General features: G+C 70.4%; 24 protein-coding genes. 21 read left to right on the forward strand and 3 right to left on the reverse strand.

What is annotated here, in order from left to right; genetic code table 11:
• Positions 1-11 precede the first annotated feature (11 nt).
• From BLT28_RS00340 to BLT28_RS00355, 5 genes are all read left to right on the forward strand, one after another.
• Positions 12-1,841 carry an asparagine synthase-related protein gene (locus BLT28_RS00340; RefSeq protein ID WP_156051365.1) on the forward strand — a complete coding sequence of 610 codons (1,830 nt, stop codon included), beginning with the start codon at positions 12-14 and terminating at the stop codon, positions 1,839-1,841.
• Positions 1,838-2,092 (forward strand): lasso peptide biosynthesis PqqD family chaperone, encoded by a 255-nt coding sequence (locus BLT28_RS00345; protein ID WP_030431887.1) that lies wholly within the window; start codon positions 1,838-1,840, stop codon positions 2,090-2,092. Before BLT28_RS00340 ends, BLT28_RS00345 begins: the two co-directional genes overlap by 4 nt.
• 7 nt (positions 2,093-2,099) lie before the next feature.
• A complete protein-coding gene (locus tag BLT28_RS00350; RefSeq protein WP_030431886.1) occupies positions 2,100-2,525 on the forward strand; it encodes a lasso peptide biosynthesis B2 protein in 426 nt (141 codons plus the stop codon).
• A 242-nt stretch (positions 2,526-2,767) separates the two neighbouring features.
• Positions 2,768-2,881 (forward strand): keywimysin-related RiPP, encoded by a 114-nt coding sequence (locus BLT28_RS39570; protein WP_156051364.1) that lies wholly within the window; start codon positions 2,768-2,770, stop codon positions 2,879-2,881.
• 122 nt (positions 2,882-3,003) lie between these two features.
• A complete protein-coding gene (locus tag BLT28_RS00355) occupies positions 3,004-4,782 on the forward strand; it encodes an ABC transporter ATP-binding protein (protein ID WP_162184891.1) in 1,779 nt (592 codons plus the stop codon).
• 4 nt (positions 4,783-4,786) lie between these two features.
• Here the strand turns inward: BLT28_RS00355 and BLT28_RS00360 are convergent, their stop codons facing one another.
• The 3 genes from BLT28_RS00360 to BLT28_RS00370 all read right to left on the reverse strand — a co-directional run bounded on the left by BLT28_RS00360 (position 4,787) and on the right by BLT28_RS00370 (position 7,567).
• On the reverse strand, positions 4,787-5,227 hold the full coding sequence (locus BLT28_RS00360) for a hypothetical protein (protein ID WP_156051362.1): 441 nt from the start codon (positions 5,225-5,227) through the stop codon (positions 4,787-4,789).
• A gap of 232 nt (positions 5,228-5,459) precedes the next feature.
• Positions 5,460-6,191: an SDR family oxidoreductase gene (locus BLT28_RS00365; protein WP_030431883.1), complete on the reverse strand. Its 732-nt coding sequence runs from the start codon at positions 6,189-6,191 to the stop codon at positions 5,460-5,462.
• Positions 6,191-7,567: an LVIVD repeat-containing protein gene (locus BLT28_RS00370; protein ID WP_030431882.1), complete on the reverse strand. Its 1,377-nt coding sequence runs from the start codon at positions 7,565-7,567 to the stop codon at positions 6,191-6,193. Before BLT28_RS00370 ends, BLT28_RS00365 begins: the two co-directional genes overlap by 1 nt.
• An 84-nt stretch (positions 7,568-7,651) precedes the next feature.
• On the opposite strand from BLT28_RS00370, the gene BLT28_RS00375 reads away from it, so the two are divergent.
• From BLT28_RS00375 to BLT28_RS00445, 16 genes are all read left to right on the forward strand, one after another.
• Complete coding sequence (locus tag BLT28_RS00375; protein ID WP_030431881.1) at positions 7,652-9,160, forward strand: peptide ABC transporter substrate-binding protein; 1,509 nt, start codon at positions 7,652-7,654, stop codon at positions 9,158-9,160.
• 120 nt (positions 9,161-9,280) lie between these two features.
• A complete protein-coding gene (locus BLT28_RS00380; protein ID WP_081900590.1) occupies positions 9,281-10,123 on the forward strand; it encodes a peptidoglycan recognition protein family protein in 843 nt (280 codons plus the stop codon).
• A gap of 7 nt (positions 10,124-10,130) precedes the next feature.
• Complete coding sequence (locus BLT28_RS00385; protein WP_030431879.1) at positions 10,131-11,771, forward strand: phage tail sheath family protein; 1,641 nt, start codon at positions 10,131-10,133, stop codon at positions 11,769-11,771.
• A 13-nt stretch (positions 11,772-11,784) separates the two neighbouring features.
• Entirely contained in the window at positions 11,785-12,318 is a 534-nt protein-coding gene (locus BLT28_RS00390; protein ID WP_030431878.1) for a phage tail protein, read from the forward strand.
• Complete coding sequence (locus BLT28_RS00395; protein ID WP_052407807.1) at positions 12,315-13,025, forward strand: T4 family baseplate hub assembly chaperone; 711 nt, start codon at positions 12,315-12,317, stop codon at positions 13,023-13,025. Before BLT28_RS00390 ends, BLT28_RS00395 begins: the two co-directional genes overlap by 4 nt.
• 560 nt (positions 13,026-13,585) lie before the next feature.
• On the forward strand, positions 13,586-13,756 hold the full coding sequence (locus BLT28_RS39575) for a hypothetical protein (RefSeq protein WP_156051360.1): 171 nt from the start codon (positions 13,586-13,588) through the stop codon (positions 13,754-13,756).
• Entirely contained in the window at positions 13,753-14,961 is a 1,209-nt protein-coding gene (locus tag BLT28_RS00400; RefSeq protein ID WP_030431876.1) for a DUF4255 domain-containing protein, read from the forward strand. Before BLT28_RS39575 ends, BLT28_RS00400 begins: the two co-directional genes overlap by 4 nt.
• Complete coding sequence (locus BLT28_RS00405) at positions 14,961-16,979, forward strand: ATP-binding protein (RefSeq protein WP_063766650.1); 2,019 nt, start codon at positions 14,961-14,963, stop codon at positions 16,977-16,979. Before BLT28_RS00400 ends, BLT28_RS00405 begins: the two co-directional genes overlap by 1 nt.
• Positions 16,979-17,221 carry a hypothetical protein gene (locus tag BLT28_RS00410; RefSeq protein ID WP_030431874.1) on the forward strand — a complete coding sequence of 81 codons (243 nt, stop codon included), beginning with the start codon at positions 16,979-16,981 and terminating at the stop codon, positions 17,219-17,221. The genes BLT28_RS00405 and BLT28_RS00410 overlap by 1 nt, the downstream gene beginning before the upstream one ends.
• A complete protein-coding gene (locus BLT28_RS00415) occupies positions 17,211-18,683 on the forward strand; it encodes an eCIS core domain-containing protein (protein WP_052407806.1) in 1,473 nt (490 codons plus the stop codon). The genes BLT28_RS00410 and BLT28_RS00415 overlap by 11 nt, the downstream gene beginning before the upstream one ends.
• A gap of 11 nt (positions 18,684-18,694) precedes the next feature.
• Positions 18,695-19,633 carry a hypothetical protein gene (locus tag BLT28_RS00420; protein ID WP_030431872.1) on the forward strand — a complete coding sequence of 313 codons (939 nt, stop codon included), beginning with the start codon at positions 18,695-18,697 and terminating at the stop codon, positions 19,631-19,633.
• A gap of 58 nt (positions 19,634-19,691) precedes the next feature.
• Complete coding sequence (locus BLT28_RS00425) at positions 19,692-20,342, forward strand: hypothetical protein (RefSeq protein WP_030431871.1); 651 nt, start codon at positions 19,692-19,694, stop codon at positions 20,340-20,342.
• Positions 20,343-20,346: 4 nt separating this feature from the next.
• Positions 20,347-20,709, forward strand: a complete 363-nt coding sequence (locus tag BLT28_RS00430; RefSeq protein WP_052407805.1) for a hypothetical protein — start codon at positions 20,347-20,349, stop codon at positions 20,707-20,709.
• Positions 20,699-21,826: a hypothetical protein gene (locus tag BLT28_RS00435; RefSeq protein ID WP_030431869.1), complete on the forward strand. Its 1,128-nt coding sequence runs from the start codon at positions 20,699-20,701 to the stop codon at positions 21,824-21,826. The genes BLT28_RS00430 and BLT28_RS00435 overlap by 11 nt, the downstream gene beginning before the upstream one ends.
• Positions 21,823-22,353, forward strand: coding sequence for a phage baseplate assembly protein V (locus BLT28_RS00440; RefSeq protein WP_030431868.1), 531 nt, complete (start codon positions 21,823-21,825; stop codon positions 22,351-22,353). The genes BLT28_RS00435 and BLT28_RS00440 overlap by 4 nt, the downstream gene beginning before the upstream one ends.
• A gap of 12 nt (positions 22,354-22,365) precedes the next feature.
• Positions 22,366-22,695, forward strand: coding sequence for a hypothetical protein (locus BLT28_RS00445; protein WP_052407804.1), 330 nt, complete (start codon positions 22,366-22,368; stop codon positions 22,693-22,695).
• Position 22,696 lies beyond the last annotated feature (1 nt).

Consider the following 22,696-nt stretch of genomic DNA (forward strand, 5'->3'; position numbering starts at 1 on the left):
CCCTTGTCGGGGTGGGAATACCTATCGCATCGGAGGCGAGCTGGTTCACGGCTCTGCCCGACACCGAGCTCCCCGCCGTGTACGACAAGCTCACCACGGCGAGGCGCATGGTTACCCATCCCTCGGGGCGTCCGTGGCTGGTCGGAGACTGGATCGACGAGGACATGGTGGCCGGGCGGGCGGGCCAGGCCCAGATCGTCGTGTTGGGAACCTGCCCGGTCAAGGAGGGGAGCCTGTGCGGCGCCGCGTCGCGGATGAGCGACGTCGGCAAGCTCGACCAGCTTGCGCGGGCGTTGACCGGGAGCAGCCACCTGCTGGCGTCGCTGGCCGGGCAGCAGCGGTTGCAGGGCACCGTGTCCGGCATGCGCAGGCTGTTCTACGGCCGGGCAGAGGGCGTGCTGGTCGCCGCGGACCGGGCGGACGTCCTGGCCTGGCTGATCGACGCCGAACTCGACGACCAGGCACTGGCGTTGTCCCTGCTCGACCCCGGCCCGCCGCACCCCCTCGCCGACCGGCCGATGTGGAAGGGGGTGCACGCCGTTCCGCCCGACCACTACCTCCGGGTCGCCGGGGCGAACCGCTCGCACCTGGTCCACTGGTGGAAGCCGCCGGAGGCGGTGGTTCCGCTCACCGAGGCGGCGCCGGTGGTGCGCGCGGCGCTGACCACGGCGGTCGAGGCGCGGGTGAACGGCGGCGGTGTGGTCAGCTGCGACCTCTCCGGCGGCATCGACTCCACCTCGATCTGCTTCCTCGCGGCGCGGGGACCCGCCGAGCTGATCGCCTACACCGCGCTCGGCCGCGACCCCGCCGACGACGACGCGGACTGGAGCATGCGGGCGGTGCTCGACCTCCCCCACGTGTGGCACGAGGTGCTGACGCGGGAGGAGATGCCCTTGGTCTACCAGGGGATCGCGTGGGCGGACGACCTGATGGACGCCCCGAGCCCCGCCACCATCGACCGCGCCCAGCTGCTCATCGGACTGCGCAGGCTGGCGGCACGCGGCGCGCGGGTGCACCTGACCGGGCTCGGTGGCGACGAGGTGCTCTCCGGCAGCAAGGAGGGCCTGTTCGAGATCTTCCGGACCAAGCCGCTGAAGGCGTTGTCCCATCTCCGGATCCACCGCGCCGCGGCCCGCTGGTCGCTCGGCGCGACCCTGCGGATGCTGACCAAGCGCGAGTCCTACGCGGCGTGGCTGGCCCGGATGGCGAAGTCGCTGACCGAACCCCGGCCGCCGGAGCGGGACGCCGCCATCGAGTGGGACGGACCGTTCCGGATGCCCCCGTGGGCCACCGACCACGCCGTGGAGCTGGTCCGCTCCGCCGTGCTCGAGGCCGCCAGGGACGCGGCGCCGGTCGGGCCGATCGCCACGCATTCCGACCTCATGGCCATCTGGTTCGGCGGGCGGCTGACCAGGGCCGAGGCGCAGATCGCGGAACGGATGGGAATCGGCTTGGCAGCGCCGTTCCAGGACGACCGGGTCATCGAGGCGTGCCTGGCGGTACGCCGGTACGAGCGGAACACGCCATCGGCCTACAAGCCGCTGGCCGCGGCGGCGCTGCGCGGGATCGTGCCCGCGCACCTGCTCGCGCGAACCACCAAGGCGGAAGGGTCGGCGGAGGAGGAGGCGGGGCTCCGCGAGAACAAGGCGGATCTGCTCGCGCTGTGCGAGAACTCCCGGCTCGAAGACCGCGGCCTGATCAACGTCAACGCGCTGCGCGGCTCGCTGCGCTTCTCCTACGACAAGGGAAGCGGGCACGAGGCCATCCAGCAGACCGTCAGCAGCGAGGTGTGGTTGCGAGTGCGCGAACTCGCCTCGCCACGGGAAAGGAACACGGCATGACCGTCCTGCACGAGCACGTCTCGGTCGTCAGCACCGACTACGGCGCGGTCCTGCTCGACCGGTCCTCCGGACGGTACTGGGCGCTCAACCCCACCGGGGCGCTCGTGCTGAGCGCGGTGCGGGACAGCGGTGACGAAAAGGCGGCGGTGGACGCGGTTCTGCGCGCCTTCGACGTCGACCCCAGCACCGCGCTCAGAGACGTGCAAGCCCTTCTGGAGCAGTGCCGCGCCGCCGGTCTGCTGGCCGAGTGAGGCGGACATGAGCGCTCCGATGACGTTGAGCCCACGCCCGCCCCGCCCGCCGTTGTCGCGCGCGGTGCTCGCCGCGCTGGCGGTGTTCGTGGCGAAGCGGCTCGCGACTCGTTCGCCCGCCCGGATCGAGGCGATCATGCGCCGTCTTCGCGTCGGTGCCCGCCCAGCCCGGTACGCGCGGGCGCAGACCGCCTACGACGAGGTCATGGCGGTGAGCTCCTGGTGCCGGGGACCGCAAGGGTGCTTGCCGCGCTCCATCGCCGTCGCGTTGCTGTGCCGGTGTTCCGGCACGTGGCCGTCCTGGTGCGTGGGGGCTCGCAAGGTGGGGCCGTTCAGCGCGCACGCGTGGGTCGAGGCGCAGGGGCGCGTCGTCGGCGAGCGCTTCGGCGATGACTACTTCCGCACGCTGTTCGCCGTGCGGCCGGTTCCGTGAACCGGCGCGAGGGCGTTCCCTCGTGGCGGCGTGCCCTGCGCAGGCGGTGCCCCGCGTCCAGGAGGCGCGGGTTTCGGACGATCTTCGTGACGCGGAACCGCGTTCACCGTTGGCGGGTCGGCTGTCCGCCGGCGGACCGCGAACGGTGAACCGTTGCTGAACTCGCGTTGAACGGTCAGACGGCAGTGTTGGAGGCGGCCCCCGGAAACAACAGCCCGACGAGAGCCGAAGGGAGGAGGGACATGAAGAAGACATACGAGAGTCCGGTGCTGCTTGAGGCAGGCACTTTCGCCACTGTCACCGGCCGTCGTGGCCGCTGGGGTCGCGACCGGCGCTGGCGCAGGCGTTGGTGGTGACTGGTTGCCCCACATGACCGAACAAACCCCGCTGGGTGCGGCGATGGCGGAACCGCCATCGCCGCACCGCGTATTTCCGGACGAGTGTGACCGTTGTGCCGACAGGACGAGGGATGGCAGCGATGAGCGGGAAGGACGAGCACGGCCGGCAGCGCGGAGGGGGGTTCATCGCGTTCGTCGGACTGTTGTCGGGTCACTGGCGCGCGGTCTCGGTCGCCGTGCTGCTCACGGTGCTCGGTACCGCGATCGGACTGGCCCAGCCCTTGCTGGTCAAGGACATCGTCGAGGTGGCGCAGGAGGGGAAGCCGGTCGCCGCCACGGTGCTGCTGGTGCTGCTCGGCCTGTTCCTGCTGCACGCGGCGGTCGACACCCTCGGCAGGTACGTGCTGGAGCGCACCAGTGAGTCGGTGGTGCGCGTGCTGCGGCGCACCATGATCGGACACCTGCTGCGGCTGCCGGTGCGGATCTACGACCGGGAGCGCATGGGGGACCTGATCTCGCGGACCAACGCCGACACCACCCTGGTGCGGGACGCGGTGGCCTTCAGCTTCGTCGACCTGGTCGCGGGCGGCGTCGGTGTCGGCGGTGCCGTCGCGCTGATGCTGTGGATCGACCCGCAGCTGTTCCTGCTGGTGCTGGCGACCGTCTCGATCGCGGGGCTGGCGCTGGTCGGGTTCCTCGGGCGCATCAGCACCGCCTCCGAGCACAGCCAGGCCGGTGTCGGCGACATGGCGGCCGACCTGGAGCGCGCGCTCGCGGCGATCAGGACGGTCAAGGCCAGCCGGGCCGAGGCCGTCGAGACCGAGCGCATCGGCCGCAGGGCCGACGAGGCCTACGTCGCCGGGGTGCGGATGGCCAAGCTGGAGTCGGTCGTGGGGCCCGCCATCGAGCTCGCCGCCAACGGCTCCATGCTGGTCGTGCTGCTCGTCGGCGGCATCAGGGTGGCCCAGGGCGGCGCGACGCTCGGCGAACTGGTGGCCTTCCTGCTCTACGCGACCTACCTCGTGATACCGCTGACCGAGATGTTCCAGGCGTTCGGGACGGTGCAACGCGGGCTCGGCGCGATGAACCGCGTCAGCGAGGTGCTGGCGCTGCCGGAGGAGACCGGCACGGAGCCGTCCGCGCGGGTCTTCACCGCGCCGTCGGGGCCCGTTGCCGGGCCGCAGCCCCCCGCGCTGGAGTTCCGCGACGTGTGGTTCGGCTACGAGGAGCGGCCGGTGCTCAACGGGGTGTCCTTCACGGTCCCGCGCCACGCCCACGTCGCGCTCGTCGGCGGGTCCGGGGCGGGCAAGTCCACGGTCCTGGCCCTCGCGGAGCGCTTCTACGAGCCCGTCAGCGGCAAGGTCCTGCTCGACGGGCACGACATCGGCGAGATGAGCCGGTTCGCGACGCGGTCCAGGATCAGCCTGGTGCAGCAGGAGACCCCGGTGCTGCGCGGGACCCTGCTGGACAACATCACCTACGCCGCGCCGGAGACCAGCCGCGCCGAGGTCGAGTGGGTCGTCGACGTGGTGAACCTCGGCGGTCTGGTGTCGCGGCTGCCGCACGGGTTGCACACCGAGGTCGGCGACCACGGCGTGCGGCTCTCCGGTGGGGAGCGGCAGCGGGTCGCCATCGCCAGGGCGCTGCTCACCTCCCCCTCGGTGATCCTGCTCGACGAGCCCACCTCGCAGCTGGACCCCGTCAACGAGGCCGCGCTGACCCGGGTGCTGCGCCGGGTGACGCGGGAGTGCGCCCTGCTCGTGGTCGCGCACCGGCCGTCGACCGTGCAAGCCGCCGAACGCATCGTCGTGCTGGAGTCCGGCCGCGTGGAAGCCGTCGGCACACACGCGGAACTGCTCACCACGAGCCGGACCTACGCCGGGCTGGCGACCGGCACCCTCGCCGGGAAGGCGGTCTGACCCGTCACGCCGCGGTGGAGTGCCTGCTCCCCGGGCGGACCGGATTCCGGCTGACAGTCTTCGTTGTCTTGTGCGAGGGATTGAGGCCGCGCGGGAGCCGGGCGCTCTTCGTGCCGAGGCGGAACGGGTTGCGCGAGCTGCTCCGTGACTGTGCGTGTCGTACCGCCCGGAACGGCACGGTCGGCGGTTCGAGGCCGCGCGCGATCACGATGGGCCCGCGGTAGCGGTGGCGGCCCTCGTACGGCGAGCGCGGCTCGGCCGGGGGCTGCGTGCGGGTGGCACGGACGGCTTCCGCCGTGCGGTGCGTGCGCCAGGCCGTGACCAGATCGCGCAGCGGGTGCGCGCGCTTGAGGCCGAGGAAGGACAGCCTGTTCAGGACGTGGAAGCGGTGCAGCACGGCGAGCGCCGCGAGGACGAGCAGGGGCGGCACGGTGAGCTCAAGCATCGCGGCACTCTCCTCGTGCCGCGGGTTGTTGCGCATTGCTGCCCATGCCTCGGGTCACCTCCGGTTGCTGCGGACGACGCAGGAGCGCGCGACCGGAGGAGGAGCGTAATGCATGTTGCACTCCGACTGACGCAGGCAAACGAGTGCGTTTCCGAGTCGTCACTGTTACTACGGGTGACGGTGACCTTGACGCACTGAATGAGTCATTCGGTGCGTAAGCGCGGGGACCGGCCTACGCGTGCAGGCCGCCGGTCGCGTTGAGGATCTCGCCGGTGAGCCAGCGCGCGTCGGGTCCGGCGAGGAACGCGACCACGTCGGCGACGTCGGCGGGCTGGCCGATGCGGCCCAGGGTGGTGAACCGGCTCAGCATCTCCAGGACTTCGGGGCGGTTCGAGGAGAGCAGCAGGTCGGTCTCCGTGGTGCCGGGGCGGACCACGTTCGCGGTGATCCCGCGCGAGCCCAGCTCGCGCGCGGCGACCTGCGTGATCAGCTCGGCCGCGGCCTTGCTGGCGCCGTAGGCGGAGGTGCCGGGGAAGGGCAGGTGCACGTTCGCGGTGGAGACGGTGATGATCCGGCCGTCGTCGCGCATGTGCCGCGCCGCGTGCTGCACGGCCAGGAACACCGCCTTGGTGTTCAAGGCGATCAGCAGGTCGAAGTCCGCCTCGGTCAGCTCGGGCAGCGGCTTGGGGATCGCGGTCCCGGCGTTGTTGACCAGGATGTCCAGCCCGTCGAGGTGTTCGCCTGCCGCCTCGAACAGCTTCTCGACCGAGCCGGGCTCGGACAGGTCGGCCTGGACGGCGTGCGCCTTCCCGCCCTCCTCGGCGACCAGGCGCTCGACCTCGGCCGCGGCCTCGGCGTTGCTGACGTAGCTGAACACCACGTGCGCGCCGTCGCGGGCGAGGCGGCGCACGATCGCCCTGCCGATACCGCGCGAACCACCCGTGACCAGAGCAGCACGACTCATCACTTGCCCCCGGTGAACCTCAGGATGTCGACGCCGCGCACGTTGTCGGCGACGAAGAGGAGGCCGCGGTGCCACAGCGGCTGCCACGAAAGCCCGTCTGCGGGGCGGAAGTAGCCGACCTGCCTCGGCCTGCTCGGATCGCTGATGTCGAGGAAGCGGGTGCCCTGGCCGTAGAAGGACTGCGCGAGGACCTTGCCGCGGACGTCGAAGTAGTGCGCTGAACAGTTCCCGTTGTCGGGGTCACTGCCTTCCTGTCCCGCGACGCTCCACGTGCCGATCGTGTTCAGCCGGTACGGGTTCTCCGGGGTGGAACGCCAGCCCTCGCCGCCGTAGGAACCCTTCAGCGAGGAGATCACCAGCACGCCGTCCGCCGCGCAGCCGTCGGCGAAGTTCTCCTCGGTGGCGAACACGGTCTGGCCGTAGCCCCACGCGCCCACGTCGGGGCCGTCGAGGGTCCTGCGGCCGACCGGGCGGTAGCTGTTGTGCAGGAACTTGCTGGTCGCGGACAGCTCCGAGATCCCGCCGCCGGCGAACGGCACCGGGTCGACCGCCGTGGCCCTGCGGAGCTTGCGCTGCACCGGGTCGAAGCGCAGGCCCTCCGTCCAGTACCCGCGGACCCCGCCGCGGCCGGAGACCCAGGCGACACCGTCCGCGTCGACCTGCACGTCGTGCGCGTAGTCGGTCTTGCCGTCGTTGCGCGCGGTGTCGATCGGGTTGGGGTAGACCTTCGGGTTGCGCGGATCGCGCACGTCGGTCACCCAGACCGGGCGCCCGCCCCAGTCCGCGGGCATGTGGCTGGCCTTGGCGGGCCCGCCGGTCCACAGGTAGCGGCAGTCGTTGACGCAGCTGGTGGTGTGGCCGGCGGGGATCTCCACGAAGGTGATCGTGTCGAGCTTGGCCGGATCGGCGGCGTCCACGATGTAGACGCCGGACTTGCCGGTGGCGGTGGTGCCGCCGAACGCGCGCGGATCGCGGGCGAGGAAGATCAGCTTGCGCTCCGGGTCGACCTCGGTGTCCTCCATCTCCCACATGCCGGGCATCGAGATCTCGCTCAGCAGGCGGGGCTTGGCGGGGTCGGCGGTGATGTCGTAGGACTTCAGGCCGAACTCGCCCGCGACGATCATGACGTCCCGGTGCGGGCGGGAGTACTGGAGGAAGTTGATCGAGATCGCGCCCTGGGCCTCGGGCAACGTGCCCAGCAGTTCCACGTTCTTGGCCGCCGAGCTCTTCGACGCCTTGGGCGTGCCCGCGGAGTGGGCGTGGCCGGACTCCGGCGCGGTGCCGAAGGCGGGGGCGTCACCGCACGCCCACGCGGGCACCCCCATCGCGAGGACGACCGCCGTGATCGCGGTGAGCAGAGCTGAACGCCTTGGCATCACGCACCCCCGTTGCTCCGATGTCCGGAAGGGAACTTAGATCCGTTAACGATTTCTCTCAAGGGTTTTCGTAGGCTTCAGGCCATGCGTCGCACACTGGCTGCTCTGGCTGTAGGAACGCTCCTGCTGACGGGGTGTTCCGGCGGGCCGTCCGCCGAGCCCGGCGTGCTCTCCGTCGGCGTGCGCGAACCCGCCAGCCTGCTGCCCGGCCGGGTGGCCGACCTGCCGGGGCGCCAGATCACCGGGGCGCTGTGGACACCGCTGACCGAACTGGGCGCCGCGGACCAACCACCCGTTCCGCTCGCGGCCGAGTCGGTCACCAGTCCGGACCGTCTGGTGTGGACGGTCGTGCTGCGCCAGGGGTGGCGCTTCCACGACGGCAGCCCGGTCACCGCCCGGTCCTACGTGGGCGCGTGGGAGGCCTCGATGCGCGAGGGCTGGCCGGGCGCCCGGGTGCTCACCGAGCAGCTGCGCGTCGCCGGGTTGCGCGCGGTGGACGAACGCACGATCGAGGTGCGGCTGGGCCGCCCGCTCGGCGAGTTCCCCAAGGCGTTGACCTCTCCGGCGCTGCTGCCGTTGCCCGAGTCGGTGCTCGCCTCGCGGGACTGGGACCGCTTCGCCGAGCGCCCGATCGGCAACGGGCCGTACCGGTTGACGGTGCCGTGGGTGCGGGACAAGGGAGCACGCGTCGAACCGTTCGCCGGATTCGCCGGCGCGGTGCGGCCGAAGGCGCGGGGCGTGGACTTCCGCGTGATCAACGATCCCGCCGACCAGTTCGCGCAGGTCTCCGCCGGCACGCTCGACCTGGCGACCGAGGTCCCATCGGTCAGGCACGCCGCGATGCAGCAGCAGTACGCGGACCGGCATTGGAACTGGCCCGCCCCCGAAGCCACCTATCTCGCGTTTCCCTTGGCGGACAAGCGTTTCGCCGATCCCTCGGTGCGGCACGCGATCTCGCTCGCCATCGACAGGTCCGCACTGGCCACCGGGCCGCTGGGCCACCAGGTCACGGCGGCGGCCTCGTTCGTGCCGCCCGCGCTGACCGGCGAGGCGGCTCCGGGTTCCTGCCGCCCGTGCGCGCACGACGCGCAGGCTGCCGGGGTGCTGCTCCGCCAGGGCGGGACGGGCCTGAGCACGCTGACGCTGTACTACGAGCAGGAGGAGGCGGGGCAGCGCGGCTGGGTGTCGCGGATCGCGGAGCAGCTGCGGTCGGGGCTGGCGCTGTCCGAGGTCCTGGTGCGCGGGCTGCCCGGCGACGAGTACCGAAAAGCGTTGGCGGGCAAGAGCTTCGACGGCCCCTACGTGCTCCGTGCCGATGCCGGCTACCCCAGCCCGCAGGCGTTGCTCGAACCGCTGCTGAGCGGCACCGGCTCCGATGTGGACTCGATGCTCGGCGAGGCCGCCGCGGCGCCGCCCGCGGCCTCTCCTCGGTACTACCGGCTCGCGGAGAACACCGTGCTGCGCGATCTGCCCATGACGCCGCTGTGGAGCGCGCACGGCCACCTCTACTGGTCCAAGGCGCTCTCCGGCGTCGTCACCGATCCCCTGCGCGGGGTGCTGCTCGACCGGATCGAGGTCCGCGCCCGCCCCTAGAGGCGCAGGGGCTTCCTCAAAGTGCACGGCCGTTCCTGATTCCTTGTTGCGAAGGAAAATCTGCCCGACCCTCGGTGTCGAGCCACGCCAGTTCCGCGTGGCACGGCCGTGGGGGTCTGAATGCCTTATCTGACGTGGATGGCCGACGTCCTGCGCGATGCGGGACTTCGGGTCGAAGAAGTGGACGGCTGGCAGAGCCGGGGACATCGAGGGGGTGTGCGCGACATCCGCGGCGTGCTGCTGCACCACACCGTGGGCGCACCCACCGGGAACTTCCCCTCACTGGACTTCATCCTCCGCGGCCAGCCGCCCGAGAAACCACCGCCACTGGCCAACCTCGGCCTGGCCCGTGACGGCACCTGGTACACGATCGCGGCCGGGCTCGCCAACCACGCCGGTCGCGGAAGGTGGCCGGGAATTCCCCTCGACAACGGCAATCCGCACCTGATCGGCGTCGAGGCCGAGTCGACCGGCGCCGACCACGGTGACTGGACCCAGGCGCAGCTGGAGAGCTACCCGCAGGGCGTCGCCGCGCTGCTGCGGCACCTGGGGCTGCCCGCGGAGCGGGCGATCGCGCACAAGGAATGGGCGCCGACCCGCAAGAAGGACCCCGCCGGGTGGCCCGGCGGCATCAACGGTTTCCGCGACACCGTTCGCGCGCACTTGGAGGACGACATGCCGCTCAGCGACAACGACATCTACCGCATCTGGGACTTCAAGGCGCACGAGCTGAACAACCCGGCCGCCGTGCACTCGGCCGCCGTGTGGCTGGTCGGCGCCAACATGGGTGCGTGGCAGGCCGAGCGGCAGCTCGTCGGTCTGCGCACCGCCGTGGAGAAGCTGGCCGAGGCCGTCGGCTCCGCGCAGGGCGTCAACGCCGACGACTTGAAGAAGGCCATCGGCGAGGCCATCGCCGAGGCAGCGCCCGCCGTTCCGGTCGCCCCGGGCAACGGCGAGGGGTGATCGGCCGATGCCTGTGAACCCGACGTATCCGGGCGTCTACATCCAGGAACTGCCGAGCACGGTCCGCACGATCACCGGGGTGCCGACGTCGGTCGCCGCGTTCGTCGGTCCCGCGCTGCGCGGTCCCATCGACAAGCCGGTGCACATCACCAGCTTCTCGGACTTCCAGCGGATCTTCGGTGGGCTGGACCGCAAGTGCAAGATGAGCCTCGCGGTCTACCACTTCTACAACAACGGTGGTGCGGAGGCGGAGATCGTCCGGGTCGCCGGCCAGGTGGATCACCCGACCGAACCGGACAAGAAGGTGCCGTCCTACCCGGCGAAGGTCGAGCTGAGGGACAAGCCGCCGAAGCCCGACGGCACGCCGGACGGCAACGTGGTGGTCGTCCTGCAGGCGTCCGGTCCGGGCGACTGGGGCAGGAACCTGAAGGTCCGGATCGACCACAACACGATCGAGAGGCTGGACGGGGGCAACCCGGCGGCGCCGAAGCTGTACAACCTCACGATCCGGGACGAGGACGCCGATCAGGAGGAGCGCTTCCTCAACATCAGCATCGACGACACCGACGCGCGCAACCTGAAGAACGTGCTGTCCGGCTCGCTGCTCGTGGTGCCGGGCAAACCCCCCGCTTCGACCGAACCGCGCAAGATCCCGGCCGCAGACCTCGAGAAGGCACCCAAGGGCGAAGAGCCGGACGTGTGGAAGAACCCCAAGTGCCACGCGAGACTGACGGGTGGCGAGTACAAGGAGCCCGTCAGGGACGACTACCTCGGGGACAAGAACGCCAAGACCGGTATGAACGCCTTGCGGGACGCGGACATCTTCAACGTCCTGTCCACACCGGACTTCCCGTTCGACGACGAGACCGAGACCGAGCTCGACAAGATCGCGCAGTTCTGCGTCGAGATGCGGGCGATGTTCATCCCGGACCTGCCGCTCACCTCGATCGAGGCCGCACGGATCAAGGCCGACAACTTCCCGATCAGCAGACCCAACCGGAAGAACGCGGCGCTCTACTTCCCGCAGGTGAAGATGCCCGATCCGACGCAGGACCACGCGGTCGTGGACACCTTCAACTCCGGAGTCATGGCCGGGGTGTGGGCGCGCACCGACGTGGAACGCGGGGTGTGGAAGGCGCCCGCGGGCACGGATGCCGCCCTCGGAGCCGTCGTCGCGCCGTCGGTCCGGATGAACGACCTGGAGAACGGGGTCCTCAACCCCAAGGCGGTGAACTGCCTGAGGCAGCTGCCGGTCTACGGGAACCTGTCGTGGGGCGCGCGGACCATGGCCGGGGCGGACGTCGCCAACGACCAGTGGAAGTACCTGCCGGTGCGGCGGCTGGCGCTGTTCATCGAGGAGAGCCTGTTCCGCGGCACGAAGTGGGTGGTGTTCGAGCCCAACGACGAACCGCTGTGGGCCTCGATCCGGCTCAACGTGGGCGCGTTCATGAACAACCTGTTCCAGCAGGGCGCGTTCCAGGGCACCAACCCGGACGAGGCGTACCTCGTCAGGTGCGACAGGGACAACAACCCGCAGAACCAGATCGATCTCGGGATCGTGAACATCCTGGTCGGCTTCGCCCCGTTGAAGCCGGCGGAGTTCGTCGTCATCAGCATCCAGCAGCTCGCCGGCCAGATCCAGGTCTGAGAGGAGTAGGGCGATGCCACAAGTCTCAGCCAAGGGAATCCCGGTCGATCCCTACAAGAACTTCCGGTTCCGCGTGCGGTACTCCGACCGCAGCGACTACATCGCGGCGGTCAGCAAGATCTCCGGGTTGAAGCGCTCGACGGAGGTGGTCAAGCACCGCGCGGGCGGTGACCCGACCACCAGCCGCAAACTGCCGGGGCGCACCGAGTACGAGGCGGTCACCCTGGAGCGCGGGGTCACCTTCGACACGGAGTTCGCCAACTGGGCCAACTCGGTGTGGAGCTTCCGCAGGGCCGGCGGCGGGGTGGCGACGTCACTGGCCACCTTCCGCAGGGACCTGGTGATCGACGTGCTCGACGACGGCGGCAGCGTGGTCTCCAGCTACAGCCTGCACCGCGCTTGGGTGTCGGAGTACCAGGCACTGTCCGATCTGGACGCCAACGCCAACGCGGTGCTGATCGAGCACATCAAGCTGGAGAACGAGGGCTGGGTGCACGAGGGCCCGAAGGGGCCGCCCGCCGAGACGAGCTTCCAAGACCCGGCGTGATCGAGGTGGCGGCGTCGTTGGCCGAGGCCGAGCTGCTGTCCCTGTGGGAGAACGGGTCCTGGCTCGACACGGCGGGCAGGGCGCTGGTGCTGGCGGAGGCGGGCGGCGGTGCCGAGCCGGGCACCGCCGCGGAGCTGCCGATCGGAGAGCGGGATGCGATCCTGCTCTCACTGCACGAGTCCTGGTTCGGCCGGCGGCTGCGCTGCGCGGTGACCTGCCCGTCCTGTCAGGGGCGACTGGAGACCGAGGTGTCCACTGTGGACCTTCGGGTGCCGGTCGGGACGGGTGGCCCGGTCAGCGCGGACGGGGTGGAGCTCGACGTCCGGCCGGTCAGCACCGCGGATCTGCTCGCGGCGCGGGACCGGCGGGCGTTGCTGCTGCGCTGCGTCCGCTCGGCGCGGAAGGGCGAGCGGGCGATTTCCCCGGCGGAGCTGCCGGAGGAAGTGCTGGAGGCGGTGGCCGCCGCGCTGCCGGAGCTGGACCCGCAGGCGGACGTGTCGCTCGGGATGAGCTGCGCGTCCTGTGCGCACGAGTGGGGCGCGCCGTTCGACATCGCCGGGTACCTGTGGGCGGTGCTCGACACGCACGCCAGGCGGCTGTTGTACGAGATCCACGAGTTGGCGACCGCTTACGGCTGGACCGAGCGTGAAGTGCTCTCGGTCGGTCCGGCCCGGCGGCGGTTCTACCTGGAGGCGGCGCGGACATGACCACGATTGCCCAGCCGGACTTCGTCGGCAGGCTGCTCGGTGAGGGCGCCGAGCTGGCCGTCCGCCCGTTGCTTCCCTCGATCTTCGACCCGGTTCCCCCGCCCGAGCTCACGCCGGAACCGGTTGCCCGGCAGCGCATTCAGCCCGAGCCGGAGCCACTGCCGCACCCGGCGATTAGGCAGCCGGAACAGGTGCGACCGGCGCAAGCGGAGCGAGCTGTGCCGAGCACGGCACCGAAGCCCGACGCAGCGCAACCGGCTGTCCGGCAAAGGACAATCGGGGAACCACGAGTGCCGGAAACTGTGCTGCGGAAACCCGAATCCCCGCCGCGGCAAACGAACATGCCGAGATCGGAACACGCTGCGCCGTCGATGAGGACGAAGCCGGTCGTGGTCACGCGGACGGAGCGCGAAGAGATTCCAGTCGCCGTACCCGTTGTGCAGCAGGTTGAGAAAACCGTTGTGCAGCACACAGCCAGCACTGTGGTCCCGGCCGTCACTCCGACTACCCCGGCCATTCCAGTTGCTGCCCCGGCGACGCAACCGCGAACACAACGGCCGGTGGCTCCGAGGCGATCCAAGACCGTGGAGCAGACGGTGCACATCACCATCGGCAGGGTCGAGGTCAAGGCGGCCGCGGACAAGGCACCCGAACGCCGGGCAGCACCAAGGCAGCAGCCCACGACGAGCCTGGAGGACTACCTCCGGCGCAGAGGAGGTGGCACGTCATGAGCAACCACCGCGCGATCAAGGCGGTCACCGAGCTTCTGCAGCTCCGCCTGCAGAAGGGCGTGGAGGGCGTTGGGTCGACGACCGTCACCGTGTTGTCGCCGGACAAGGCCGCGGCCGCGATGAGCACCTCCATCGTCAACCTCTTCCTCTACCAGGTCACTGTGGACGGTCACTGGCGCAACGAGCCGTTCCCCGGAGCGCACACCCGGCCGGGCGAGCGGCCGAGGCCGCCGCTGCCGTTGGTCCTGCGCTACCTGGTCACCCCGTTCATCAAGGAGGGCAACGACCTCCAGGCGCACGAGGTGCTCGGCGCTGCGATGCGGAGGCTGCACGACTACCCCGAGTTCACCGGCCGCGAGCTGGCCGACGGCGCGAGCTACGCCGATGTCGCCCGGCAGGTCGAGTCGGTCAAGATCTCCCCGATCGCGATCTCCACCGACGAGATCTCCAAGCTGTGGTCGGCTTTCCAGACCCAGTACCGGATCTCCGTCGGCTACGAGGCGCGGATCGTGTTGATCGAGAGCGAGCGCGGGGTCCCGGCCGCGCCGCCGGTGCTCACGCGCGGCAGGGACGACCGCGGTCCGGTCGTCGAGGGCAGCCCGGCACCGCCGTTCCCGTTGCTCACCGCGGCCGACATCGCGGACAACGACGTGCTGGCGGGGGAGCCGTTCGTGTTGCGCGGACTGAACCTGACCGCGGGACCTGCCACGCTCCGGCTCACCCACCCGGTGGTGCCGAAGGTGGTCGAGCTGTCGGGCAGCCGGATCTCGGTGACCCCGACCGAACTCCGGGCCGAGTTCCCGAACGATCCCGAGCTCGGCGGCGGGTTGTGGTCGGCCGCCGTGCACCTCGCGACTCCGGAGGGCGAGCGGGTGACGAACTCGGTCCCGCTGCCGGTGGGCGCCGGGATCACCGCTGGTGTGCCGAACACAGTCACGCGGGAACAGGGCGTTGCGACGATTCCCGTCTCCACCGAGCTGAGCGTGCACCCCGGGCAACGCGCATTCCTGTTGGTGGGGTCGCACACCGTGACGGCGGAGCCGATCACCGCGGCCACCAGGTCGCTGGTCTTCAAGATGGCCGAGGCGAACCCCGGCACCTACCTGACGCGCCTGCGGGTGGACGGCGTGGACAGCCGCATCATCATCAAGCGCCCGGGTGAGCCGCCGGTCTTCGACGACAGTCAGAAGGTGGTGATCGTCTGATGGACCTCGACTGGCTCCGGAGCAACGACCGGTACCTCGCGACCTCGTTGACCTGGTTGCGCATGCGGCTGATGCTGGCGATCGACACCGCAAGCGGGTCCTCGGTCAGCACTGTGGTGCCCCAGCCGCCGCAGCAGCGCTCGCGCTGGTGGGGAGCGAAGCCGCAACCCGTTGTGACCCCACCGCCGCAACGGATCTCACCCCGGGCGGTCGAACAGGCCGCCGCCGCGCGCGCACAGGCCGGCGCGATCTCTCCGGAGCCAGCGCTGCACACGGTGGCCAGGCTGTTCGGGCTCTCCGAGTTCGAACGGGACACGCTGCTGCTGTGCGCGGCGATGGAGCTGGACCCGGCGCTGGGCGGATTGTGCGCGCAGGCGCACGGGAACCCGGGCATGGCGTATCCGACGCTCGGGCTCGCGCTGAGCGCGCTGCCCGAGCCGGCATGGGACATCGTCGCACCGCACCGGGGGCTGCGCAGGTGGCGGCTGGTCGAGATCGTGCAGGGCGCGGGGCAGCCGCTGGTGACCGCGACGCTGCGCGCACAGGAGCGGATCGTCAACTACCTCAAGGGGTTGAACTACCTCGACGATCAGCTGGAGCCGCTGGTCTCGCCACTCGGGGCGCGCGGCGGGCCGGCCCTGCCACCCTCGCAGCTGGAGGCCGTGTCCGTCCTGCGGGACGAATGGCTCAACGGCGGCAACGCGGCCGTGCAGCTCGTCGGCGCGGACGAGGCGAGCAAGCTCCTGGTGGCCGCGCGCGCGGCGACGGAAGTCGGCCTCGTTCCCTATCGGTTGGAAGCATCGCTGCTGCCCACCGCACCGTCCGAATTGGACGAACTGGCGCGGTTGTGGCGGCGCGAGGCCATGTTGCTGCCGTTGGCGCTGTACGTCGACGCCGCCGACCTCGCCGACGAAGCCGGGAAGTTCTCGCCGGTGAAGCGATTCCTGAGCCGGGTCGGCGGAGCGAGCGTCCTCGTCGCGCGGGAGAGCTGGCCGGAGCTGGGCAGGCGCACCGTCGTGGTGGACGTGGCCCCACCGACGGCCGGGGAGCGCGCCGCGACGTGGCGCGCCGAACTGGGTGGTGGCGCGCCTGCGGAGGTGGTCAGCGAGCTGGCCGGGCAGTTCGCGCTGGACGTCGGGGCCATTTCGGAGATCGCCGCGGGCGGTGGCGGCCGGAACCGGTTGTGGCGGGCGTGCCTGCACGGCACCCGGCCCCGGCTGGACTCGTTGGCGCAGCGGCTCCAGCCCGCGGTCGGCTGGGACGACCTGGTGCTGCCGGAGGAGGAGATGACCGTGCTGCGGCAGATCGCCGCGCAGGTCGCCAACCGCGGCACCGTGTACGACGAGTGGGGCTTCGGCGAGCGGATCGTCCGGGGGCTCGGTGTGAGCGTCCTGTTCAGCGGGCCGAGCGGGGTCGGAAAGACCATGGCCGCCGAGGTGCTGGCGGCGGAGCTAGAGCTGGACCTCTACCGGATCGACCTGTCCGCTGTGGTGAGCAAGTACATCGGCGAGACCGAGAAGAACCTCCGCCGCCTGTTCGACGCGGCCGAGACCGGTGGCGCGATCCTGCTCTTCGACGAGTCGGAGTCGTTGTTCGGCAAGCGCAGCGAGGTCAAGGACGCGCACGACCGCTACGCCAACGTCGAGACCGGGTACCTGCTGCAACGGATGGAGGCCTACCACGGTCTCGCCGTGCTCACCACGAACCTGCGCAGCGCCTTGGACGTCGCGTTCCTGCGGCGCCTGCGGTTCACCGTCGACTTCCCGTTCCCCGGCGTCGAGCAGCGGCGCGAACTGTGGCGGCGCGCGTTCCCGGGACACGCGCCCAGCTCCGGCCTGGACTTCGATCGGCTGAGCCGGCTCCAGGCCAGCGGCGGCATGGTCCGCAACATCGCGCTCAACGCGGCGTTCCTGGCGGCGGGCGAAGGCGGCGTGATCACCATGCCGCTGGTGCTGCGGGCGGCGCGGACCGAGTTCCGCAAGCTGGAGATCCCCTTCCAGGAAAAGGACTTCGTGTGATGAGCCGGATCGAGGTGCACATCGACCGCCTGGTGCTCGAAGGCGTGGAGCTGCGGCACGCGGGCGCCGTGCAGGAGGCAGTGCGGGCAGAGCTGGGGCGGTTGCTCACCGACCGGACCACGTGGGCGGACCACCGCGTGCGCAAGGCTTCCGCCGAAGTCCACAGTGGACTATCCAGTCCTGCGGAGCTGGGCAGGTCCGTCGCGCGATCGGTGTACGGGGTGGTTTCCCATGGCCGGTGAGCACGTGCGGATGGCTCGGGCGGTGCAGAACGAGGACCGCTCGTTCCGGTTCGCCCAGGGCGGTCAGCGGTTGCCCGAGGAGACCCGTGAGCACATGGAGGCCCGGCTCGGCGGCGATTTCGCAGAGGTGCGGGTGCACACCGACGACGCGGCGCACCGGGCAGCGGTGGATCTCGGTGCCGAAGCTGCGACGGTCGGCAACCACATCCTGTTCCGAAGTGGACACTACGGCCCTGACCTGTTGTTGCACGAGCTGGCGCACGTGCTCCAACAGCGGCACGAAACCGTTGGTGGAGAACAGATCGCGCCAGGACTCAAGCTGGGCAACGACCACTTCGAACGAGCAGCCGATGCCGGTGCGCCGGTGCGCTCGTCCGGCAGCGGCACGCGCGAACTGGTGGTGCAGCGGCGGGAGGTGCCTGAAGGCGCCGGGGAGCCGGCGCTCGGCGACTGGCGGGAGTCCGACCGTCTCAACTGGACGGACACGTGGAAGAAGGCCTGCGAGCACAACCTGCTGAACCTGAACCGCGAGGCGTACCAGCAGGTCGCCGAGCGCCGTGACTTCTACCGCTGGTTCTTCGCGGAGATCACCAAGAAGGGCCATGAGACCAAGTGGCCGCTCGCCGCGTACGCGGTGGCCAGCGGCGCGGCCGAGGTCGTCGAGACGGGTGGCGCCGCCGAGGGGCTGTCGTCGATCACCAACGACATCCAGGCCATGGTCCGGCAGGGCAACCAGGTCATCTTCGACGACGTCCTGCCGAAGCTGCGGGACCTGTGGAACAGCAAGGAGCTGCTCAAGGGGGACGCCGCGACCGCGTGGGACGCGAACACCCTCGCCGAGGAGCAGAAACTGGTCGAGGGCGTGTACCTGGGCGCGAACCCCGATGCGAAGTCCGAGTTCGGGGAGCTGGCCTCGGGGCGGGGCGTCCGGCTCAACCTGGGCAAGGCGTTCGGGCTCGGCAAGATCAAGGGCTTCCCGGTCGATGAGAAGCACCCGGATGTCGTCGGCGGGGTGATGCCCGCTTTCACCGGCGACATCCGCAAGGCCGAGGACCGGTGGAAGTACGGCATGCGGGTGGGGGCCCACTTCTCCGCCCCACCGACCAGCCACCGTCTGTTCCGCGCCGACCGCGTTCCCGCGCCCGAGCCGTCGATCGCGATGCCCGAGGTGGGGCCGGAGTACGGCAGCGGGCTGCGGCAGACGTTCGAGCGGGTCAACACCATGCCGCAGTTGCACTACGTCGACGCCCTGCTCAACGACCTCGATGTCGACGAGCGCGATGTCGGCGATCGCATCCGCGCGCTCCCGGAACACGAGCAGAAGTTGTTCGACAAGAACCCGTGGCGGCTGCGCAAGCTCGCCGAAGCGTTGAACCGCGAGGAGATGGAGTACGCCCTCGCGCTCGGCAAGCACATTCCGGACAAGGTCAAGGCGGACCTGATCAAGGCCGCGGGGAACTGAGGGGGTGTGTCGTGGGGGATGAACGCGAGGCGAAGAAGCTGCCCACCACCTCGGCCGCGACGGCGTGGCGCCCGAAGCAGGCGGGACCGGTGATGGCCTCACCCGGAGCGACGACGATGCCGGACGATTTCACCTCGGTGCCCTTGCTCGGTGGCGACCTGCGGCTGAACATCGCCTCGTTCCAGGGCTTCGCCCAAGGCGGCGCACAGGTCACCCGCGTGCACCGCAGGGAAGCGGAGTTCGTCGCGGTGCAGCTGACGAGCTGGTTGAGCCGGGCGCCCGGCATGCGGTTCAGCATCGTCGGCCAGGGCTCGGCGGACCTGGGTTCGAGGCGCGCCAACGAGATCCGGCGGTTGCTGATCGCCGCGAAGGTCCCGGCGCACACGCTCGTCGTGGACACGATGCCGGGTGTGGACGACGGCTGCGTCGACATCAAGGTGCTGAGCGGCCTTCCCGACGCACCGCCACGCAGGGTTCCCGACATCGGGCTCGGCCCCCTGCCGCCGCCGGGGCCGGTACGGACCCAGCCCACCCTGCCGACTCCGCCGCCCGCTTCGTTGCCGCCTGGGAACGAACCCGAGCAGACCAGGCCCGGCAGCGCGGGCGACATCCTCAAGGCGGCGAGCAAGGTTCCCGCCGCTGCCACGGCGATCGAGCTGCTGACGAAGGTCGCCGAACAACGGTGGCGCGAAGCGGTCGCCAAGATGAAGCCGGGGGAGTGGGTCGCGCTCGGCGTGGTGGCCGGGAGCCTCGCCGGAGGGGTGGCCGTCGGCTCCGTCCAGGACCCGGAGGTCGGCGAGTTCGTCGTGCGCATGATCAGGACGATCAGCCCGTCGCTGCCGGTTCCCGGCGCGGACAAGGTCAAGGTCCAGTTCCTGCCGGACTACACGCGGAGCACGGCCGGCCCCGCGGACATCGGCATCAGCTTCCAGCTCACCGGGAGGTTCTGATGGGCGACAAGGGCCTGATCGAGGGCAGCGGCTTCAAGACCGAGGTGGGTGGGGAGTTGTGAGCGTTCAAGGGATTTCGCCGAAGGTGGTGCGCGGCGGCTTCGTGCTGTCCTACCCCGGAGGGCCGAGGCGAGTGGTCGTGTTCCAGTACAACCCGGACACGCTCACCAGGACGATGAAACCGCAGGTGCCGCCGGACGAGCCCGGGGACCGGCTGGAGGCGTTGCGGCTCAAAGGGCCGCCGCAGGAGAGCTACAGGTTCGAGGCCGAGTTCGACGCCGCCGACCAGCTCGATCGGTCCGAAGTGGACAGACACGGGCTGCACCCGGTGCTGGCCGCGCTGGAGGCCTGCTTCTCGCCGAGCTACCGGCAGCTGGACCGGGAGAACACCCGGGCAGGCGCCGGGGTGCTGGAGATCGAACCGGCCGAGGGGCCGCTGACCGTGCTGGTGCTGGGCCGCAACCGCGTGGTCCCGGTGCGGATCACCGAGTTCAGCGTCACCGAGGAGGCCTTCGACATCGAGCTGAACCCGATCCGCGCCAAGGTCTCCGTCGGCGCGCGGGCGCTGACCGTGGACGACGTCGGGTTCACCCACCCGGCCGGACTGCTGTTCATGCACAACCTGCAGAAGCGGCAGGACCTGGCGGCACTGCACTTCACCGGCGGTGGCACCGAGGCCGCCGCGCTGGACCAGCTGGCGAAGGGGTGAGGCGATGTTCTCGATAACCAGTCGCTACCAAGGGCTCCCGACCGCCGAGATCCGGCTGCCGGACGGGCGGGTGGTGACCTACGTGCGGCGGCGCATCCTGCCGAAGCCGGACTCGCTCGGGCTGATCGGTGAGCACGTGGTGGCGCCCGGCGAACGGCCGGACCACATCGCGCACAAGGTCTTCGGCGCCGCCGAGCTGGCGTGGCGGCTGGCCGACGGCAACGGCGCGTTCGAGCCGGAGGAGCTGACCGCCCGCCCGGGGCGGAGACTGCGGATCACGTTGCCAGAGGGGATTCCCGGGGCCGCGTCTGCCGGGTTCTCCCTCGGTGCGCCGCCGACCCCGCCGGCGGGCGGCCATGTTCACTGACCTGCAGGTGCGCCTGCTGATCGGCAAGGTCGCGGTGCTCCCGGCCCCGGCCGAGCTGACCGACGCGCTGCAGTCCATCCAGGTGATCACGAGCGCGGGCTCGCGGTCCGGGTTCCGGCTGGACTTCGCGGTCAGCAAGCGCTCGATCATCACCGGCGCGCTGATCCCCGCCGGGGTCTTCGACCCGAAGACCAGGGTGGTCCTGCTGGCGATCATCAAGGGGTTCCCGCACGTGCTGATGGACGGCGTGATCACCCGCCAGGACATGAGCCCCGGCAACGATCCCGCCGGATCGACCTTCACCGTCACCGGCGAGGACCTGAGCCTGCTGATGGACCTCACCCACGAGCACGCGTGCTACCCGGCGCTGCGCCCGGACCTCGCCGTGCTGAAGGCGCTGACCAAACCGAAGTACCTGATGTACGGCATCGCCCCGGTCACCGTCCCGCCGATCATCCCGGTGACGCCGAGCATCATGGAGCGCATCCCGATCCAGTCGGCGACCGACCTCGCCTACGTCAGCGGGCTGGCCAGGGACGTCGGCTACACCTTCTACGTCGAGCCGGGGCCGGCTCCTGGCACGAGCACCGCGTACTGGGGGCCGGAGCTGCGCGTCGGTGTCCCGCAGCCCGCGCTGACCGTCAACTCCGGAACGGCGTCCAATGTGGAGTCGCTGAGCTTCAGCTACGACGGGCTGTCCAGGGTCCAGTACACCGTGCCGATCACCGATCCCCTGTCCAAGCTCGGGATCTCCATCCCGGTGCCCGACATCAACCTGCTCCAGCCGCCCCTCGCGCCCAAGCCCGCGGTGACGCTCCGGGAAAAGCCCCTTGAGGAAACCAACAAGGCAGGTTTCGCCGAGGCGGCCTCATTGGCGCTCGGCCGGGCGCAGAATGTCAACGACGCGATCAGCGGACAGGGCAAGGTCGACGTGCTGCGCTACGGGCACGTGCTCAAGGCGCGGAGCCTGGTCAGCGTGCGCGGCGCCGGGATCGCCTACGACGGTTTCTACTACGTCAAGAGCGTCACCAGCGACATCAGACGCGGTGAGTACAAGCAGAGCTTCACGTTGAGTCGGGACGGTCTAGGTCCCCTGAGCCCGGTGGTGCAGCCATGACGCAGACGAACGGCACCGAGCCGATGAAGTACCGCGGTCGCTACCAGGGCGTGGTGCGCAACAGCCTCGACCCGCTGAACAAGGGCCGCCTGCTGGTCGCGGTGCCCGAGGTGCTGGGCAACGATCCGTGCGTCTGGGCCAACCCGTCCACGCCGATGGCCACGCTCGCCGGTGGTGGTGTGTACATGCGGGGCCTGGAGGGCGCGGGTGTGCTGGTCGAGTTCCTCGACGGCAACCTCGACTACCCGATGTGGACGGGGTTCTGGAGGGGCGACGCCACGCTGGACACGCCGGTCGCGGTGAAGTCGGCCAACCCCAAGGCCTCGGTGATCGTGCTCGCCACCTCGGCCAAGAACTCCATCGTCATCGACGACACCCCGGTGGCGGGCGGGATCACGCTCAAGGTCGGGCTCTCGGAGATCTCGTTGACGGACAAGGGGATCACGCTCAGGTGCGGCGCGTCCTCGATCGAGCTCTCGCCCGCGGGACAGGTCAGCGTCAACGGTCCCGCGCTGACGGTGCTGTGAGGGGGAACGAGGATGCCAGGGTTCGTCTACCACCAGAACGCCGCCGTCGACTGCCAGCACAGCGGGCGGATCAAGGTGAACTCGCCGGGGCAGGTCCGCGTGAAGGTCGGCGGCCAGCTGGTGAACACCTCGTTGTTCCAGAACGAGGTGACCGGCTGCTCGCACCCCGACGGGCCGTGCGCGCGGATCCAGTGGAGGCACCTCTCCACCCGGATCAAGTGCTACGGGCAGCCGGTGCTGCTGTACGCGTCGCCGCTGGGACTGGCGAACGGGGTGACCGAGGGGCCCGCTCCCGTACCGCCGCAGGGACAGGGAGTCCAGCCGAGGGTACTGGGGTTGTGAC

Source organism: Allokutzneria albata (assembly GCF_900103775.1).
In the GTDB taxonomy this organism is placed as follows: domain Bacteria; phylum Actinomycetota; class Actinomycetes; order Mycobacteriales; family Pseudonocardiaceae; genus Allokutzneria; species Allokutzneria albata.